The sequence below is a fragment of the Asprobacillus argus genome, assembly GCF_032248395.1.
GTDB classification, from domain to species: domain Bacteria; phylum Bacteroidota; class Bacteroidia; order Flavobacteriales; family Flavobacteriaceae; genus Polaribacter; species Polaribacter argus.
In genome coordinates this window covers 114,213-133,734 of the sequence record NZ_JAVTTO010000005.1, presented here as the reverse complement: position 1 = coordinate 133,734, position 19,522 = coordinate 114,213, and the positions used below count along the sequence as shown (strand labels likewise).

17 protein-coding genes are annotated in these 19,522 nt (G+C 34.6%); 5 read left to right on the top strand and 12 right to left on the bottom strand.

Annotated features, from left to right (window positions below; all coding sequences use genetic code 11):
- Positions 1-1,470, top strand: coding sequence for a lipopolysaccharide biosynthesis protein (locus tag RQM59_RS13240; protein ID WP_349242598.1), 1,470 nt, complete (start codon positions 1-3; stop codon positions 1,468-1,470).
- Here RQM59_RS13240 and RQM59_RS13235 read toward each other — a convergent pair.
- The 10 genes from RQM59_RS13235 to RQM59_RS13190 all read right to left on the bottom strand — a co-directional run bounded on the left by RQM59_RS13235 (position 1,451) and on the right by RQM59_RS13190 (position 10,173).
- Positions 1,451-1,762: a DUF6122 family protein gene (locus tag RQM59_RS13235; protein WP_349242597.1), complete on the bottom strand. Its 312-nt coding sequence runs from the start codon at positions 1,760-1,762 to the stop codon at positions 1,451-1,453. The two genes, RQM59_RS13240 and RQM59_RS13235, sit on opposite strands and share 20 nt — an antisense overlap.
- Positions 1,763-1,878: 116 nt before the next feature.
- Positions 1,879-2,466, bottom strand: a complete 588-nt coding sequence (locus RQM59_RS13230) for a Crp/Fnr family transcriptional regulator (protein ID WP_349242596.1) — start codon at positions 2,464-2,466, stop codon at positions 1,879-1,881.
- A 72-nt stretch (positions 2,467-2,538) separates the two neighbouring features.
- Complete coding sequence (locus RQM59_RS13225; protein ID WP_349242595.1) at positions 2,539-3,135, bottom strand: WbqC family protein; 597 nt, start codon at positions 3,133-3,135, stop codon at positions 2,539-2,541.
- 2 nt (positions 3,136-3,137) lie between these two features.
- Positions 3,138-4,859, bottom strand: a complete 1,722-nt coding sequence (gene lepB / locus RQM59_RS13220) for a signal peptidase I (protein ID WP_349242594.1) — start codon at positions 4,857-4,859, stop codon at positions 3,138-3,140.
- 60 nt (positions 4,860-4,919) lie between these two features.
- Positions 4,920-5,621, bottom strand: coding sequence for a 4-hydroxy-tetrahydrodipicolinate reductase (gene dapB, locus RQM59_RS13215; protein ID WP_349242593.1), 702 nt, complete (start codon positions 5,619-5,621; stop codon positions 4,920-4,922).
- Entirely contained in the window at positions 5,622-6,182 is a 561-nt protein-coding gene (locus tag RQM59_RS13210; RefSeq protein WP_349242592.1) for a DUF5683 domain-containing protein, read from the bottom strand.
- A gap of 30 nt (positions 6,183-6,212) precedes the next feature.
- Positions 6,213-7,100: a ParB/RepB/Spo0J family partition protein gene (locus RQM59_RS13205; protein WP_349242591.1), complete on the bottom strand. Its 888-nt coding sequence runs from the start codon at positions 7,098-7,100 to the stop codon at positions 6,213-6,215.
- A gap of 4 nt (positions 7,101-7,104) precedes the next feature.
- Positions 7,105-7,866 (bottom strand): ParA family protein, encoded by a 762-nt coding sequence (locus tag RQM59_RS13200; protein WP_349242590.1) that lies wholly within the window; start codon positions 7,864-7,866, stop codon positions 7,105-7,107.
- A gap of 156 nt (positions 7,867-8,022) precedes the next feature.
- Entirely contained in the window at positions 8,023-9,486 is a 1,464-nt protein-coding gene (locus tag RQM59_RS13195; protein ID WP_349242589.1) for an aminoacyl-histidine dipeptidase, read from the bottom strand.
- Positions 9,487-9,540: 54 nt separating this feature from the next.
- Positions 9,541-10,173: an NAD(P)H-dependent oxidoreductase gene (locus RQM59_RS13190; protein WP_349242588.1), complete on the bottom strand. Its 633-nt coding sequence runs from the start codon at positions 10,171-10,173 to the stop codon at positions 9,541-9,543.
- Positions 10,174-10,293: 120 nt separating this feature from the next.
- Between RQM59_RS13190 and RQM59_RS13185 the strand changes: the two genes are divergently transcribed.
- A complete protein-coding gene (locus RQM59_RS13185) occupies positions 10,294-11,568 on the top strand; it encodes a DUF2851 family protein (RefSeq protein WP_349242587.1) in 1,275 nt (424 codons plus the stop codon).
- 1 nt (position 11,569) lies between these two features.
- Here the strand turns inward: RQM59_RS13185 and RQM59_RS13180 are convergent, their stop codons facing one another.
- Positions 11,570-14,011: a zinc-dependent metalloprotease gene (locus RQM59_RS13180; RefSeq protein WP_349242586.1), complete on the bottom strand. Its 2,442-nt coding sequence runs from the start codon at positions 14,009-14,011 to the stop codon at positions 11,570-11,572.
- Between the two features lie 112 nt (positions 14,012-14,123).
- On the opposite strand from RQM59_RS13180, the gene RQM59_RS13175 reads away from it, so the two are divergent.
- From RQM59_RS13175 to RQM59_RS13165, 3 genes are all read left to right on the top strand, one after another.
- Complete coding sequence (locus tag RQM59_RS13175; protein WP_349242585.1) at positions 14,124-14,801, top strand: NUDIX hydrolase; 678 nt, start codon at positions 14,124-14,126, stop codon at positions 14,799-14,801.
- A 158-nt stretch (positions 14,802-14,959) separates the two neighbouring features.
- A complete protein-coding gene (locus RQM59_RS13170) occupies positions 14,960-15,940 on the top strand; it encodes an SPFH domain-containing protein (protein WP_349242584.1) in 981 nt (326 codons plus the stop codon).
- A 3-nt stretch (positions 15,941-15,943) separates the two neighbouring features.
- Positions 15,944-16,882, top strand: coding sequence for an NAD(+)/NADH kinase (locus RQM59_RS13165; RefSeq protein WP_349242583.1), 939 nt, complete (start codon positions 15,944-15,946; stop codon positions 16,880-16,882).
- A gap of 125 nt (positions 16,883-17,007) precedes the next feature.
- On the opposite strand, the gene RQM59_RS13160 is transcribed toward RQM59_RS13165, so the two are convergent.
- Positions 17,008-19,458: an alpha-ketoacid dehydrogenase subunit alpha/beta gene (locus tag RQM59_RS13160; RefSeq protein ID WP_349242723.1), complete on the bottom strand. Its 2,451-nt coding sequence runs from the start codon at positions 19,456-19,458 to the stop codon at positions 17,008-17,010.
- Between the last annotated feature and the right edge of the window lie 64 nt (positions 19,459-19,522).

Below are 19,522 nucleotides of genomic sequence, written 5' to 3'. Positions count from 1 at the left end.
TTGGGAATAGTTTTAAAACAATCTTTCAGGAATACGATCATTATTTACACTGCTTTTGTGGTTGGTGGGATAAATGCGCTATTTCTATATACACGTTTCTTAAAAGAAGAATACTACGGATTAGTTACCTATTTATTATCTACAGCTAATCTTCTAATGCCGCTTACGGCATTTGGTATTCAATACACTATTGTAAAGTTTTATACTAGTTATACAATTAAGAAAGAACGAGACCGATTTTTAAGTGCAGCACTCCTCATCCCTTTACTAATTGCTATACCTATTGCTTTTTTTGGGAACCTGTTTTACCATGAGATAGCGAGTTATTTGTCAGAAGAAAATGCCATTATTAAAGACTATACCTACATTATTTACTTGGTGGCTATAGCTACTGCGTATTTTGAAATTTTCTATGCTTGGTCTAAAGTACTTTTAAAATCTGTTTTCGGAAATGTTTTAAAAGAACTGTATAACAGGGTTGTAGTCATGATGCTGTTATTCTTGGTTTTCTTCGATGTAATTAGTAAACCTGAATTCATTTATTACTTGACAGGAGCATACTTTATCCGAGCATTGATCATGATGATATATGCACTGAAACTATATAGGCCTAAATTTACCTTTTCCGTACCTGAGAATTATATAGAAGTCCTTAAATATTCAGGGTATATTATTTTAGCAGGAAGCGCTGGAGCCATATTATTGGATATTGACAAAGTGATGATTCCCGCGAAAAAAGCTATTGAATACACTGCTTATTACAGCGTTGGAGTTTATATAGGTTCGGTTATTGAAGCACCTGGAAGGGCTATGGCTCAAATCTTACAGCCGCTAACGGCAAAGGCATTGAATGAAGGAAATAATACCGAAGTTAACAGCTTGTACAAAAAAAGTTCTATTAACCTTTTACTGATCAGTGGTTTAATTTTTCTATTGATAAATCTCAATATTATAGAGTTGTATAAAATGATTCCAGAAAAGTATTCTGGTGGAGTGCTCGTGGTTTTAATGATTTCATTCGCGAAGTTATATATTATGTCTCTAGGGAGTAATGGAGCTATCATTTCTAATTCAAAATACTACAAAATTTTATTGCCTTACGGTATTGCAATGGCCCTTTCGGTTTATTTTTTAAATCATTGGTTAATAGATCTTATCGGAATAAATGGAGCGGCCTTGTCTACATTGATCGTGATTCTATTTTTTAATACCCTAAAGATCTGGTACGTAAAGCATAAATTTAATATGCTTCCTTTTACTTCGAAAACGTTCGTGTTAATTTTTGTAATAGCTACTTTATATGCAATTTTCTATTTTTTGAATTTTCATTTTCATCCAATCATTAATATTGTTTTAAAGAGCGTATTGATTATAGTTATATACCTGTTTGTGGTTTCGAAATTGAAAATATCTGAAGACGTAAATCAACTACTAAAGAAATTAAATCACTTTAAAAAAGGCAATCGATAAAATCTGCTATTAAATGAAGAGTCAGTCCTATGCCAACGACACGTGTTTTTTTAAAGAATAGTAAGCCCACATAAATAATAAACATGTAGTATGTATGCAAGGGATGAAAATTAATGCTACACCTTTCTGGATCGAAAATTGGATTGGCCAGAAGATGATCTAAATCTATCAACATCGTTACCAGCATAACTACATAGGCCTTTTTCCATTGATCCTTAAAAAATACAATGGCAATTATAGCGGGAAAGACAAAATGTAAACCGTAATGAACACTAAATTTTACTACTTCCATAAACAAAAAAAGACCTGTCAAATATAACAAGTCTTTATATGGGTATTTAATAATTCTTGGGGGAAATATTATATATCAAAAGTAATTAAAATAAATCCGTTGGTTGTTAACCTATGTTAAGGCTTTTCTTTTTTTGAATATAAATCCTTTCGAATTCTACTCAATTGCACAGGAGTGATGTTTAAATAAGAAGCAATGTGATATTGAGGAATTAAATTATCTATATCCGGAATTTCTTTTTTTAAATTTAAATATCTCTTCGTTGCATCTAACACAGAAAGTTCAAAAATTCGTTTCTCCATTCGCATAAATATACGCTCTAGAACAGCTGCATACATATTGCTAATATCAATATTCTCAGCAGCTAATTTTTTGAACGCTTTGAAGTTACCAGAATATACCTCGCAATCCGTTAAACAATCATAAGTAAGTCTGGAAGGTTTTTCTAATACAAGCGCAGAGAACGAACCCGTACTAGAAACAGGGACAAAAAAAGTTCTGATAAATTCCTTGCCTCTATCATTAGTAATATAGGACCTGACAATACCTGATTTTAGGACATAGAAATTTGTAGGGACTTCTCCAAGTTCGGCAATAACATGACCTTTCTCATAAGAGTTCAAAGTTAATAGTTTTAAAAACTTGTTCTTTGAAGACTCAGAAAGAGACGAAAGATTTGAGACAAATTCAGTAATAAATTCCATAAATGTTAAAAAACTCTCAGGAGTAATTTGCTATTTAAGGGGAATAAAATCCTTACTAAGGTACGTTATTTTTTACAAATAACTGAAACTGTTAGGGCCTTCCATAAACAAAAGGTCTAGCATAGAAAGATTTTCTATGAAGCCGTGTTTCTCATCAAAAACCTGAATATATGGTTTAAATGAATGCATCTTTTCTTGTTTTACGCAGGCAAGTCTTCTGAAATCTTGTAAAGGTGATTCAACCAGATATTCTACCGTTCTTTCATATTTTTTCTCTAATTCCAAGGCATCATTAAAGAAAAGAAAAGTATCTATGGAAAGGTCCAATAAGTAGTTGTACTTTTTGGTAAATATTCTAGCAAGATCATCTTCGTAGAATTCAAAGAATGGAGAAGATCTATAGGCAATTTGTATTGACTTGAAATGATGTCTTTGCCAATCAGATTCATTACTTACTAGCGTATCTTTTGTTTTTTTTCTTTGATGTGAAGGTGGATGAGAAACAGGTACGTTTAAAAGCTGTTTTCCATTTGCTCCATAAATATAACAACGATTCCGATACGTCTGCTTTTGAAAATTATCTTCAACTTCAAAAGTGATCGTGTTAGATTTTATGATCTCAGAATACTGTGAAACAGGAGAGAAGTATGTTGGTATAAACAAAGACATGATTATGCCTTCTTTTTGCGACGACTTCTAAAAACGCTATAACCGATGTACGATAGAATCAACGCGAAAACCAAGTATCTATAAGAGACCAACTCGCCATTCCCTCCAACGGTCGTAAACATTCTATCCCAACGAATGGAACCTGTCTCTGTATCCCAGCTAAACCATACCATTACAGGTTTTCCTACTACATGATCAAAAGGAACATAACCCCAAGTTCTTGAATCTTCAGAATTATCTCTATTATCTCCCATCATCCAGTAATAGTCCTGTTTAAACGTATAAGAGTCCGTTTTTAATCCGTTGATATAAATGTTTTCACCATCAACTAATAGGTCATTATGTTCATATTCTCCAATAATCTTTTCATAAAAAGGAATGGTTTTAGCATTAAGAGCGACCGTTTTTCCCGCTTCAGGAATATATATAGGTCCAAAGTTGTTCTGGGACCATTTATAATCTTTGTCTTGGGGAAATAAACCGTTATAAGAACCTTTTGGCTTTATATTTCTAACCACACTATCCACAGCAGGATTTTTTCTTAATTCTTCCGCTATCTTAGTAGTTAAGTTCGCTAACCTAACTTTCATTTTCAGTTCTGTTATATCGATATTGTATCCCGTTATAACTTCTCTAGGGACACCTTTATAGCTAGTTGAGAGTTTAAACTTATTTCCTTCAATTCTTTCAAGAGCTCCATAAGGACTAATCGCTTTAATTTGCTCGTTACTCGTAAAATTTACAACATATTCTCTCCCAAATTCTTTCTGCGTATATGATTTAAGCTCTCTTGTACTTAACCCTTTGCTAGAATATACTGTATAAAAGAACTGCAATTTTGCTCGATCTGGCAATACCGTTTGTTTTCCATTAATATAAACAAACCCATCAATCACAGATAAAGAATCTCCAGGAATCCCAACACAACGTTTTACGTAGTTAGATCTTTTGTCAATAGGTTTTCTGATCCTTTTATCCGGAGTTTTAAAGAACTGATGTACAGTATCTGCCGGCCAGCTAAAGACAACGATATCATTACGTTTTATTTTTTGGAAACCAGGTAAACGCATATACGGTAACTGCAGTTTGTTCACTAATGCCTGGTCCCGCTTCTCCATATCATCTTCATATAGATATGATTTTTTATTGATTATAGGAAGTGTATCGTGCAACATGGGTGCGGCAACTGTGGTCATAGGCACCCTGGCTCCGTAATGAAATTTACTCACAAAGAGGTAATCTCCGACCAATAGTGTTTTCTCTAAGGAAGAAGAAGGGATGGTATAGGGCTGCATAAAATACGTATGCACCATTGTAGCGGCAATAATAGCAAAAGCAATAGAGCTTACCCATTCTCCTAAAGGCGTTCTTGGATCTAATGCTCTGTCTTTTCTATATGGAGCTTCCGTTCCATAACTGATGTAGTACGAAAAGAGTCCAAAAGTAATGAGTGTTAGTATGGTGTATTTACGTTCTAAAAAACCAAAACTTCTCGCAGTTTCGATCCAAATTATAGGGAACATCAAAAGGTTTACAATAGGAATAAATAATAAAAGAATCCACCAACGTGGTCTCTTTATGATCTCCATCAATACAAATCCGTTATAAATGGGAATTAAAGCCTCCCAAGGTTTTCTCCCCGCTCTTTGGTATAATTTCCAGGTTCCAAAAAAATGGATCAATTGTACTCCTAAGAAAAAAAGTAACCATTCTGTAAACGTCATATCTAACTATTTATATTCTATTCGATGTTAGGCTGCAAAGTAACAAATAAGTTACATTCTTTAACCAATGTTTAACACATCTTTCATTGTAAAAACTCCTTTTCTATGTTGTAGCCATTCAGCTGCAACTACTGCTCCAAGGGCAAACCCCTGTCTATTATGAGCAGTATGTTTGATCTCGATACTGTCAATATCAGAATCGTACGATATGGTGTGTGTACCGGGCACACCTGGAATTCTTTTTGCTGCAATCGGAATGGTATTTTCAGATGCTTTGCCATCAAGTTTCCATGCTGTTTTTTCCGAATCTTCTATGATGCCTTCGGCAAGTGTAATAGCAGTACCACTGGGTGCGTCTAATTTTTTTGTGTGATGAATTTCTTCAATTGAAGTGTTGTAGCCTTCAACTGTCTTCATCAGTGTAGCCAGCTGCTTATTCAACTCAAAAAAGATATTGACTCCTAAACTAAAATTTGAAGCGTAAATAAAAGCTCCTTCTTTATCAAGACATAACTTTTCTATTGCGTCATAATGATCCAACCAACCCGTCGTGCCAGAGATAACAGGAATATTATTGTTGATACAATTTGAAATATTGCCATAGGCAGCATCTGGAATACTAAAATCAATAGCTACATCCGCTTTGCAAATATCATATGAAGAATCCTTAGAAACCTTTAATACAATTTCATGACCTCTTTGTAAAGCAATCTTTTCAATTTCTTTACCCATTCTTCCGTAACCGAGTAATGCAATTTTCATCTAAAAAGTAAGTTTAAAAGACATCCCAAGCGTAGGTGCATACACCATAGAAGGGTCTTGAATGATCACCGGCTTAAAGGATAAATTATCGTTGGTGTTAAATTGCATTAGGTGCGCATTTACACTGGCTTCAACTATTTGTAAAGTGTATAATACGATCGTCGCTAATAAAGAAAGATCTCGATTCTGCCGTAATATGTTCTGCGCATTTACCAAGCCATCTTCTGAAATCAATTGACTACCATCATCTAAGGTAAATTCATCTTGTAAGCCAGCCTTACGCTGTTTAAAAGCTCGTCTAAATCTTTTGTACTCACTATTATTATCAAGATAAAAGTAAATGCTGGTTCCCATGGCTCCCCAAACAATTGGAGCTTTCCAGTATTTTTTGTTATAAATCTGCCCCATACCAGGAAAAATAGCTGAATAAAACGCAGCTTTGGATGGAGATAAAGGATTGTAAAAGTCATCGGTGACTTCGATTTTACCTTTTACCTTAACGCCTTTAACTGCCGTAGAGTCCTTTTGAGAAAAAGCTTTGATTGATACGGTACATATCAAAAGAACAAGTATGATCCTAACTTTACACACTTATTTTAATAGGTTTTTAATTCTATTAAAATCTTCTTCAGAATGAAATGGAATCACTAATTTCCCTTTTCCTTTAGAGGTCACATTGACATCCACTTTGTGGCCGAAAAAGGAACTAATGTCTTGTATGCTGTCTTTAATGTACTTAGGAACAACTTTTCTTTTTGGTTTACTAGAAGTTCCACCGCTCTTTAGGTTTTTTACAAGTTCTTCGGTTTGTCTAACCGACAATTTTTCCTGTAATATCTTCTCATAGATATTTAATTGCTCTTCTTTATTTTCTACATTGATAATGGCCCTTCCATGTCCCATAGAAATAAATCCATCTCGCATTCCCGTTTGAAGAATAGGGTCTAACTTTAACAATCGAAGGTAATTTGTAACTGTTGATCTTTTCTTACCAACACGAACACTTAATTCTTCTTGAGTCAAGTTGATTTCATCGATCAACCTTTGATAGGATAAAGCCACTTCGATTGGATCTAGATTTTTGCGCTGAATGTTTTCGACCAATGCCATCTCTAGCATCTCTTGATCATTTGCAATCCTAATATATGCTGGAATAGAAGTATTGCCAATAAGTTTTGACGCTCTAAAACGGCGTTCTCCAGAAACTAATTGAAAAGAGTTTCCGCTGAGCTTTCTTACTGTTATTGGTTGAATTACTCCTAGCTCTCTAATAGAGGAAGCCAATTCACGTAATGCCTCTTCATCGAAATATGTTCTGGGCTGATATGGGTTGACTTCAATTTCATTCAACGAAATTTCAATGATGTTTCCCACTACCTTATCCGCATTTTTGTCACTAACAGAGTTGATATCTGTTGTGTCCTTTAATAATGCTGATAAGCCTCTTCCTAAAGCTTGTTTTTTCGTGGCTTTAGCCATAATCTCAATTCTTTTTTAAGAGTTCGTTTGCCAAATTTAAGTAATTTACAGCACCTTTACTTGTAGCATCATAGGCAATAATACTTTCTCCATAACTAGGTGCCTCTCCTAAACGTGTATTTCTTCTAATAATTGTGTCAAAAACCATAGTGCTAAAATGTGTCTGTACTTCATCTACAACCTGATTTGATAGTCTTAATCTGGAATCGAACATAGTAAGTAAAAGACCTTCTATATCTAGATTTGGGTTATGAATTTTTTGTACACTTTTTACAGTATTCAGAAGCTTTCCTAGGCCTTCAAGGGCAAAATACTCACATTGGATAGGAATGATCACCGAATCGGCAGCTACCAAAGAATTTAACGTTATTAAGCCTAATGAAGGAGCACAATCAATCAATATATAATCATAATCACCTTTTACACTTTCTAAAGAACGTTTCAACATATACTCTCGCTCTTCTTTATCTACTAGTTCAATCTCTATTGCAACTAAATCTATGTGCGCAGGAATAATATCTACATTAGGAGATGTTGTTTTCTGAATGGCTTTTTTCGCAGAAACCGTGTGTTCTAATACTTGATAGGTTCCATGTTCAACTTCTTGAACATCAATACCTAAGCCTGATGAAGCATTGGCTTGAGGATCGGCATCTATAAGCAATACTTTCTTTTCTAAAACACCCAACGAAGCTGCTAAATTTACAGAAGTAGTTGTTTTACCTACGCCACCTTTTTGATTTGCAATTGCAATAATTTTACCCATTAAGAAATACCGTTTTCAACTAGTAAAATTACAATTAATTACTGTTTTTAAAAACCAAAGATGTTAACAAAAAAGTTAAAATTTAAAACACTGAAAAACAGAATGTTAGATTTGTTTTATTGAAGTTTTTAAACAATTACTACAACAAAAGCGATGTTATGATTTCTTAGGAACATTCTTGAGGATTTCTACCACGAATTTCCAGAACTTCACCACTGATGAAATGCTTACACGTTCATCTGGAGAATGTGCTCCTAAGATGGTAGGGCCAAATGAAATCATATCCATTTCTGGATAATTCTGTCCTAAGATTCCACATTCCAACCCAGCATGGCAAGCAACTACGCGAGCCTTTTCTCCATGCAATTGTTCATATAAGTTAGACAAAACATCTAGTATTTCTGAATCTACATTAGGTTGCCAACCTGGATATGAACCGCTAAGTTCTACGTCAAAACCAGCTAATTCAAAAGTAGAACGTAGCGAATTTGCCAAGTCATATTTTGATGATTCTGATGAAGATCGCGTTAAACAACCAATAGTAATGTTTTCATCCTTTACGATAACTCGAGCAATATTATTAGAAGTCTCCACAAGGTCTTCCATATCAGCACTCATTTTGTAAACGCCGTTTAAGGCCCCATAAATTGATTTTATAAGACCTTCCTGAACACCAAGATCCATAACATGTTCGGGTAATTTGGTAGGCTCAACAACGATGCTGAGATTGGATTCAATAGTTGAGAACTCTTCTTTGATAGTAGAAATGAGTTCGTCAATTTCAAACAAAAAAGGTTCTTTTGATATTTCATCAATGGTAATAATGGCAAAGCTTTCTCTTGGAATAGCGTTACGCAAGCTACCACCATCAATAGCAGTAATTCGCAAACCAAAATGTTCAAATCCGTTATACAACAGTCGATTCATAATCTTGTTTGCATTCCCAAGACCTTTGTGAATATCCATTCCTGAATGCCCTCCACTCAAACCAGTCACCGAAATTTTGAATGCAATAGATTGCTCGGGAGTATCTTTTAAAGCGTATGTTCGGGTAGCCGTTACATCTACGCCGCCTGCACAACCTATATCGATTTCATCATCTTCCTCAGTGTCCAGATTTAGTAATATTTCACCATCTAATATACCACCTTCTAACCCCATAGCACCGGTCATTCCGGTTTCTTCGTCTATGGTAAATAAAGCTTCAATTGCAGGATGTTCAATATTTGTTGAAGACAAGATCGCCATGATGGTCGCTACGCCTAAACCATTGTCTGCTCCTAAAGTGGTACCATCAGCTTTTACCCAATCGCCGTCAATAAGCATTTTTATTCCTTCGTTATCGAAATCAAAAATAGTATCCGAATTTTTTTGATGTACCATATCCAAATGGCTCTGCATGACAATAGTTTTTCGATCTTCCATTCCCGCAGAAGCAGGTTTTTTAATGATCACATTTCCAACAGAATCTATCATAGTTTCTAGTTGTAATTGTTTACCAAAATCTACCATAAACTGAATGACTCTTTCTTCTTTTTTAGAAGGACGAGGTACTGCATTAAGGTCGGAAAAATGGTTCCAAAGCGCTTTTGGTTCTAGGTTTCGAATGTCTGAATTCATGAATACTTTTGATTTACTTTAACGAAGCTCAAAGGTATATAATTCTTGGTAGAACTAGTGTATTTCTAACACCATTTCACTCATGCTTTTTCGCACTTTTTTGAGATCTTTCATAAAGTCATCCTCAGCTCTATAGCCAACCGGTAATACTAGAGCAGCACTTAAATTTTGAGCTTGAAGTTTAAGTGTTTCATCGTATTTTTCAGGAATAAATCCTTCCATCGGACATGAGTCTATCTTTTCTAATGCACAAATAGTCAATAGATTTCCTAATGCAAGATATGCCTGGTTTTTTGCCCAGGTTTTAATTTCTTCTTTTGTTTTTTGGGAGATGGAGTCTGATAAGTAATTTTTAAATGGATCCAGGATTTCATCTGGTGTATTTCGTATCTCTTTGACCATTTTGAAATAGTGCTCTACAGAATCTTTATCAACAATATTTTGAGTACAGATAACCAGAAGGTGAGAAGCTTGGGCAACCTGTTCCTGATTCCATGAATGCTCAACAAGGCTTTTTTGGATCTCTTTATTTTTGATGATCACTAACTTTATAGGTTGCAAACCATATGAGGTTGCAGTTAAATTGAAAGCTTCCTTTAAGATGGCTATTTGATCTTCTGAAATAGATCTGGTATTGTCAAATTTCTTTACGGCATAACGCCATTGTAAACTTTCTATAGAACTCATATTGTCTTATTTTCTACAAAAATACATGATTTATAGCGGCTATTAATTTCTCATAATCATAATTTTTGATAGTGATATAGATACTGTTTTTCGAAATTTTGTATCTTGAAAAGAAAAACTATGAAAGAAGATTTTCTCCATTATATATGGCGTTATGGTCTATATGCGTCGTCAACAATATATACCGTACAAAAAGAGCGTATTTATATTGTAAAACCAGGCCAGTATAATACGAACGCTGGTCCCGATTTCTTGCAAAGCGAGCTAGTAATTAATAACCAGAAGTGGGTAGGGAATGTAGAGATCCATATAAATGCATCTGATTGGTATCATCACAGACACGAAGAAGATTCGAATTACGACGCTATTATACTGCATGTCGTTTGGAATCACGATGTAGATATTTATATGAAAGACAACAGGCCATTACCAACATTAGAACTTAGTAGTTTTGTATCTAAGGCATTACTTTTGAAATACACCATGCTGTATAAGTCCGATTCGAGATGGATACCATGCGAAAATCACATCCAAAAAACCCCATCGTTTGTGTTAAAAAATTGGCTAGAACGTTTGTATTTTGAAAGACTTGAACAAAAATTGGATACTATAAACGGGCTGCTGAATAGGTCAAAAAATGATTGGGAGGCAGTATTTTTTCAAATGTTAGCAAGAGGCTTTGGGTCTCGTGTGAACGGGGATGCTATGTTAATGATGGCGCAATCTATGGAAATGTCAATTGTAAGAAAGCAGGTGCATGATCCATTTAAACTAGCTGCATTATTATTCGGTCAAGGTGGACTGTTAGAAGATGAACTAGAAGATGACTTTTATGTAAAGTTAAAAGAGGAGTATAGGTATCTATGTCATAAATATAAACTGAGGGGAATAGACAAAGGACGGTTACAATTCTTTAGAATGCGACCTCATAATTTTCCAACTATTCGAATAGCGCAACTCGTAAGTTTGTATGCTGGAAATGGGTATTTATTTTCTTTAATATTAAAAGCGGAAACAATAGAAGATTATTATAACTTGTTTAATGTTAATGTTGATTCATATTGGAAATGTCATTTTACCTTTGGTAAAAAGAGTGCATTCAGTGCTAAGAAGATCACTAAATCGTTTATAGATCTGTTAGTTATAAACACCATTTTACCTATAAAATATCATTACTTTAAAAGTTTAGGAAAGTTGAATGTAGAGGCTATGATCACTCTTATTTCCAGCATTCGACCGGAAAAGAATCGTATTTTAACTAAGTTTTCTGAACTTACTATTCAACCAGAAAATGCTCTAGAAAGTCAGGGTTTATTGCAGCTTAAAAACAACTATTGCGCCTCTAAACGTTGTTTAGAATGCGCAATAGGTAAAATAACTTTAGCTAAAAGATGAATTATTTTTTCGGATCTAAAATAGCGTCAATTCTTGCAACTCCATCTCTGTAGTGATATTTGGTAATCCTATTTACTGCTCGGTTACTTGCAGTTCTCAGTTGACTCTTAAGTACATTCAATTCACCTCTTACAATAGAGACTAGATCTGAATTTTGAGCGCCTCTTGTAGTCATTAATGTGCCCATTCTTTCTATAAAAGATTTCTGAAGGTTACGCCTAAATACATCTACATTACGTTGTCCTGCTGTTTCCGAGAAGATGCCACGTCTTAGGTCGCGAACCATATCTACAGCTGAATAATAATTGGTTTCTGTAGTTTCAGCATTCATCATTCGTTCCAATCTACCTCCACTTAAAAGACTATACAATTGTCTGTTTTGTAGTCGCAACATACGTTGTGCGTAGCCCGTGTGATTGATGTTTTTCAAAATATTTTTCGGCATTAACCATTTCTGAGTAGTAAATACGTTTTTCTGTAACCAATTCATCGACTCTTTTTGCTTTGTTTTAGATACGTTCACATATACATCACCATTTTGCTCAGGTTTTTTATTGCGCTCATAGATACCTCCTATATTGCCAGTGACGTGACCTGCATAGCGACTCCATACGCCTAACAATTCTCCATATAGTTCATTGAGGTCACCATAATTATTCGTTTGATCCGAAGTCCATTTTGACAGGTTTTGAGCAACATATTTTAAATTCTTCACTCCATAAGTACTTGCTTTTACCTGATCATTTCCAATACCTTCTGTTTGCGAGGCTGGATCGAAAGCGCCTCTTCGTTGTACTCCGAAAAGATACTTTGGATCATCTGCTTTTGCAGCGATCCATTTATCTAAGGTTTTTACTTCATCCTCAGGAGTTGTAGCATTCGGAATCACACGGTATCCCCAGTTGATAGAGTAGTGGTCATAAGGTCCTAACTGACGAATAAAACGAATCCCTTTATCTCCAGGTTGAGCGATATAATTGTACCTAGCGTAATCCATAATACTTGCTGCAATACCATATTTCTGCGTAAAAGGCCCAGAACGCAAAGAATCCACAGGGTAGGCATAACTAGCTGCCATATTATGCGGTAATCCTAAAGCATGTCCTACTTCATGAGCAATTACCATACGCATCATATCCCCAATCTCCTTATCCGGAGTATCTAAGGTTCTAGCTGATGGATTTGCTGCTCCTGTTTCTAGCAAATATCGGTTTCTATAAGAACGTAAATGATTGTGATACCAAATAATATCGCTTTCAATAATCTCTCCCGATCTAGGATCTGATACACTGGGTCCTACTGCGTTTCGCGTAGTACTTGCCACATAACGAATTACGGAGTAACGAATGTCTTCTGGGCTAAATTCAGGATCTTCTTCTTTCGTAGGTGGATATTTTGCCATGATGGCATTTTTGAATCCAGCAGTCTCAAAAACTTTTTGCCAGTCATCCACACCTTGCTTAATATATTTTCTCAATTTTTCTGGAGTAGCAGGATCTAAGTAATAAACAATAGGTTTTACGGGTTCTACTAATTCTCCTCTGGCATAGGCAGCAGGATCTTTTGGTTCTAATCTCCAACGACGGATATAACGTTTGCTATCCGCTTTTAGTTTTTCTGAGTTATAATCTACCGTTCCTACCGTAAAATATCCTACTCTTGCGTCAAATAATCTTGGCATCATAGGCTTTTCGGGAAGTAAGATCATCGATTGATTTACACGTACCGTAATGGTATTAGAACTACGGTTGCTTGGTGGTGTGTCAGCGTCAAAGGTGAAATCCTGCACTACTTCAATGTTTTTAGGATAACTCTTTATCGAATTGATAAAGCTTCTACTTGCATCTAATCTACGTACCTTATAACGTCTTCTAAAACTTGCAGGAATACCTGTAATAGCCTTCACATCAGAAGAGAAGAATTTGGTAACATCTACCAGTGTAGCAGTAGAGTCTTTGTTGACTGTTTTTATAGGGAAGGCATAAATAATAGGCTCTAAATTATTCGCTTTTACCGATTTATAAATAGGTAGAGAATCATCGGCCACTGCATTATAAGAACGTACTTTCAGTAATAGTTTGTTCTTAAACTTTTCCCATACGACTACTTGTGTGTTTACCTTGGAACCGGCATTTACATATCCGCCGCCCAATCCTCCAGGAATTTCTTTGAGTCGTGTAACTAAAAGCATTTCAGTACCTAGAAAACTATCTGGAATCTCATAGTAGTATTTTCCTTTAGTTTCGTGCACGTCAAACAACCCTTTGTCGGTCTTCGTATTTTTATTAACGATACTCGCATACCCATTTTTCTTTTTAGGCTTGGGTTTGTTGGTTTGAGTTGTTTGGTTTTTTTTGTTTCTTTTTGATTTCCTTCTTTGTGCAGTTGCTTCTGAGGGAATAGCCATTGAGCAGATCAAGGCTACTAATAATAATCTCTTCATGTGAAAATGATTGTTAGTTGTTGAAACAACTAAGGTATCAAATCTATAGAAATTAAAAACTTAGGGAATTGTTAAAAAATTAAATTGCTATTTTTGTGTACAAATTACACATATGGGAAATCAAAAGATAAGATTAACAGTGGATGCTGTTGTATTTGGTTATGAGGATGGCATTATCTCTGTGCTATTGATTAAAAGGAAGTATGAACCATATAAGGGAAAATGGGCTATACCCGGTGGATTTATTTTAGAGAATGAATCTTTGAAGAAAGCAGTAGAAAGAGAGCTACAAGAAGAGACAGGAATTAAGATTAGTTATTTGGAGCAGCTCTACACATTTGGAAAGCCAGATAGAGATCCCAGAGGAAGGATAGTGTCAATAGCATATTTTGGTCTAGTAAGACCTAATGTTTTTTCAATTTCTGCTTCGACTGATGCAGAGGAAGTTCAATGGTTTAATATTGATGATTTACCAAAATTATCATTTGATCATAAAGAAATATTAAATGTTGCGACCCAAAGGTTAAGAGGAAAAATTACTTATGAACCTATAGGTTTCGAGTTACTTGATAAGAAATTCCCTTTTTCAGATTTAGAAAAGTTGTATACTACATTGTTAGGAAGAAAAATTGATAGAAGGAACTTCAGAAAAAAAATTATTAGTTTAAACGTACTAGATGAATTAGAAGAAAAGATATCAAAAGGGTCTGGAAGGCCTGCAAATTTGTTCAAGTTTAATCAAGAAAGATACTTTCACTTAAAAGAGAAGGGAATAATATTTGAAATATAATTTACTGTAAATCAAATATTTAATTAGTTTGTGTTAAAAAAACGCAAATTAATTTTGCTAGTATTTAATTAAAACATATATTTGTGTCATAATTACGCAAATTAATAATCTTTAAATTAAATGTCATGCTAGGAGTAAATTATATAAAGTTCGATTCAATGAATTATGTAATTCATTATAAAAACGGAAGGGTTAAAAAAGAAGGTAGAGGTTTATCTTTTTTTTATTTTTCTCCGAATTCTTCAATCGTTTCAATACCAGTTCAAAGTAATGATTTTCAATTTGTTTTTAATGAAATAACAAAGGATTATCAGGAAGTTACATTACAAGGACAAGTAACATATAAAATTCAGAATCCAAAACAGCTGGCTGAAACTCTAGACTTTACGGTAAATAAGAAAAAACATTACTTGAAGAACGATTATGAGAAAATTCAACAAAGAATTATCAATGAAGCTCAAACTGCTAGTTCTTCGATAATGGAACGCTTAAAACTTAAAGAAGCATTAAGGCAATTAGAGGAAATTGAGGCAGAGATTTTTGCGAGTATTCAAAAATCTAAAACAGTTGAAATGCTTGGGTTAGAAATTTTAAGTGTAAACGTATTAGGAGTAACTCCAAATCCAGAATTGGCTCGTGCACTAGAAGCTCAAACTAGAGAATCATTGCAAAAAGAAGCAGATCAAGCTATTTATGAACGTAGAAATTTTGCTGTTGAACAAGAAAGAATTATTAAAGAGAGTGAATTGAACACTGAAATTGCGGTAGAAGAAAAACAAAAGCAGATTGTTGAAAAAAAGATGGAGACAGATGTTGTGAAGCAAAATAATGGTCAGGAACTTAAAGAAATGGAAATGGCTTCAAATATTTCACTTGAAGAAAAACGAAAAAAACTTATTGATATTAAAGTTACCAATAAAAAGAAAGAAGCTGATGTTAATGAATATGTTCTAAATGCAAATTTAAAACCTTATAAAGAGTTAGATTGGAAAACTCTAATGGCTATTAGTAGTAATGGTAACGACCCAAGCAACAATATCGCTTTAGCATTTAGAGAGTTGGCTGAAAATGCAAATAAGATTGGCAATCTAAATATTTCTCCTGAATTACTGGATTCTATAGTTAAAAGTAAATCATAGAGAATGAAATTTGAAAGAGCGATTATAATAAGAGATAAAACTAGGCTTGAGCAATTAATCGAAAGGTTTAATTCAAAAGCTCAAGCTAAGTTTTATATTGAAAAGTCAGGAGGGAATTTTGAATATTATGAAGTTGAAAATGATACATTTTATAATTCATTATCTAAGGTTCAATACTCTATTGCAAAAAGCTTGAAATATAAAACCATCGATCGCTCATTTTTGCCAACTTATATTTTTACAGAGAAAGATTTAATTTTTGTGATTGGACAAGATGGGTTAGTTGCAAATACAGCAAAGTATATAAATGGTTTGCCAATCATTGGTGTAAATCCTGATTCGGAACGATATGATGGTGTATTATTAAAATACAACCCAGAAGACTTAAGTGTGGTAATAAAGAATGTATTGAATGGGAAGTATAAGACTAGTCAAATTACTATGGCTAAAGCCGCTTTAAATGATGGTCAAATATTGTTGGCATTCAATGATTTTTATATAGGTGCAGATTCTCATGTGTCTTCAAGATACAATATTGAGTTTAATGGGAAAAGGGAAAGACAATCTTCTAGTGGAGTACTTATATCGACGGGCGCAGGGTCTACCGGATGGCTAAGCTCAGTTTTTAATATGGTCAATAACATTAATGGTCAATATAGTAACAAAAAAACTGAATACAATAAAAGGTTGAATTGGGATGATGATTTACTTGTATTTGTTGTGAGAGAACCATTTGCGAGTAAAACATCTGAAAGAAGTTTAGGTTATGGTTTGATTACTAAGAATAGGACGTTAAAAATAGAGTCAAATATGCCAACAAGAGGTGTAATTTTTAGCGACGGAATTGAGTCAGATTTTCTGAATTTTAATGCAGGAAGTGTGGTTGAAATAGGTATAGCTGATGAAAAGGCTAGCTTGATTATATCAAACTCAAAAATTTAAATGAATTCAAGAATTATATAAATAATTAGAAAAATAGCCCAAAAAAGAACGCTTTATAATGCTAGAAATAGCTGTAGTTTGGAAACTTTGCTGTGAAAATTAGTTCTTTTGCGGGCTATTAATATTTAATACAAGCTTTTAAATGTATTAGGGTCGGCTTCGTGCATCATTTCGTACACCTTCTCAAAGATATCTTCTGTTGATGGCTTAGAGAAATAATCCCCATCTGTACCATAAGCAGGTCTATGCGCTTTGGCACTTAATGTTGATGGTTTGCTATCTAAGTACTGATATCCGTTTTGTTTTTCTACAATCTCTTGTAATAAGTAGGCTGAAGCTCCTCCAGGAACATCCTCGTCGACTACCAATAGCCTATTTGTTTTAGCTACTGATTTTACCGTATCATGATTGATGTCAAAAGGCAATAAACTTTGTGCGTCTACAATCTCGATGTCGATGCCAACTTGTGCCAAGTCTTTAGCAGCTTCTTCTACTAATCGTAAGGTAGATCCATAAGAAACTATCGTGATATCTTTTCCTTCCTTAATGGTTTCAACTACACCAATAGGTGTCGTAAATTCGCCAAGATTTGTTGGTAGATCTTCTTTTAAACGATATCCATTTAAACATTCCACTATTAAAGCTGGATCATCTGATTGTAATAAGGTATTATAAAATCCTGCTGCTTTAGTCATGTTTCTAGGAACCAATACATGAATTCCTCTTACATTATTAATGATTCCACCCATAGGAGAACCTGAATGCCAGATCCCTTCTAAACGGTGTCCACGCGTTCTTATGATCAATGGCGCTTTTTGCTTGCCAAATGTTCTGTATCGTAAAGTGGCTAGATCATCACTAATGATCTGCAAAGCATATAATAAATAGTCTAAATATTGAATCTCTGCAATCGGTCTTAGACCCCGCATAGCCATTCCAATACCTTGGCCTAAAATACTTGCTTCTCTAATACCAGTGTCAGACACTCTAAGATCTCCGTATTTCTCTTGTAAGCCTTCTAGTCCTTGATTGACATCTCCAATATGACCTGCGTCTTCACCAAAAACTAAAACCTCAGGGTATTTATTCAAAAGCGCATCAAAATTATCTCTCATGATTACACGCGCATCTACTGATTCGGGTGTATTATCATAAGATGGAGCTACTTCTACAACATTTAAAGCTCCTTCTTCCGTTTCACTTAAAAGGTGAGAAGAGTATTTATGTTCTGCACTTTTTAAATAAGATGCGATAAAGTTTTGTAATGCTATTTTCTCAGCAAAGTTCTCATCTTTTATATATCGCAACGTTTTTCTAGCCGCCACCAATACGTCTTTACGAATAGGTTCTGCAATGGCATTCAAATCGTTCTTTAACTTGGAAATAAATGTTCCATTACTACTTTGGGTAGCTATATTTTCTAATAGTTCAGAAATGGTAACCACTTCAGATTTAATCTCATTAGAGAATGCGTTCCATGCATTTCTTTTGGCTACACTTACTTCTTTCTTTGCTTCTTTTTCTAAAGCAATCAATTCTTCTTCAGATTCTACAAATTTAAAGCTTCCTCCATCACCATCTTCCAATTCAAATTCTAGTATCCATTTACGCATTTTTACAATACAATCGTGTTCTTGTTCCCATTGTAATCTATCTGCATTTTTATATCGTTCGTGAGATCCTGAAGTGGAATGACCTTGTGGTTGCGTTAACTCCTTTACATGAATCAGTACTGGAACGTGTTGCTCCCTGGCAACTTTAGAAGCTTTGTTGTACACATCTACCAGTTGTACGTAATCCCACCCATTAACTACAAAGATCTCATATCCGTTTGTATCATTTTCTTTTTGAAAACCTTTTAAGATTTCTGAGATACTTTCCTTAGTAGTTTGATATTTAGCATGTACGGAAATACCGTATTCATCATCCCAAACGCTCATTACCATGGGTACTTGTAATACACCGGCAGCGTTGATGGTTTCAAAGAATAATCCTTCACTGGTACTTGCATTTCCTATAGTACCCCAAGCAACTTCATTACCATTTACTGAGAAATTAGCATGATTCTCTAATCCTTTTACATTTCTAAAGATCTTAGATGCCTGTGCCAATCCTAATAAACGTGGCATTTGACCAGCAGTAGGAGAGATATCTGCACTTGAATTTTTTTGATCAGTTAAATTTTTCCAGCTACCATCTTCATTCAAACTGTGCGTAGCAAAATGACCTCCCATTTGACGTCCTGCAGACATAGGTTCTATCTGAACATCTGTATGTGCATATAGTCCGGCAAAAAACTGCTGAGCATCTAATTGCCCGATGGCCATCATAAAAGTTTGATCTCTATAATAACCAGATCTGAAGTCACCATTTTGAAATGCTTTTGCCAGCGCAAGCTGAGGAACTTCTTTTCCGTCCCCGAAAATTCCAAATTTTGCTTTACCTGTCAAAACCTCTCTACGTCCTAATAAACTACACTCTCTACTAATACGTGCAATCTTATAATCTCTTAAAACTTCATTCTTAAAGTCATTAAAGGAAAGTTCGGTAGTATTTGTAGTAGTAGCGTTCGACATAATCAATAGGAATTTTGTGTTTGGCAAAGGTAGTTTTTTTAGATGAAATTTAAAAATTTAGTTT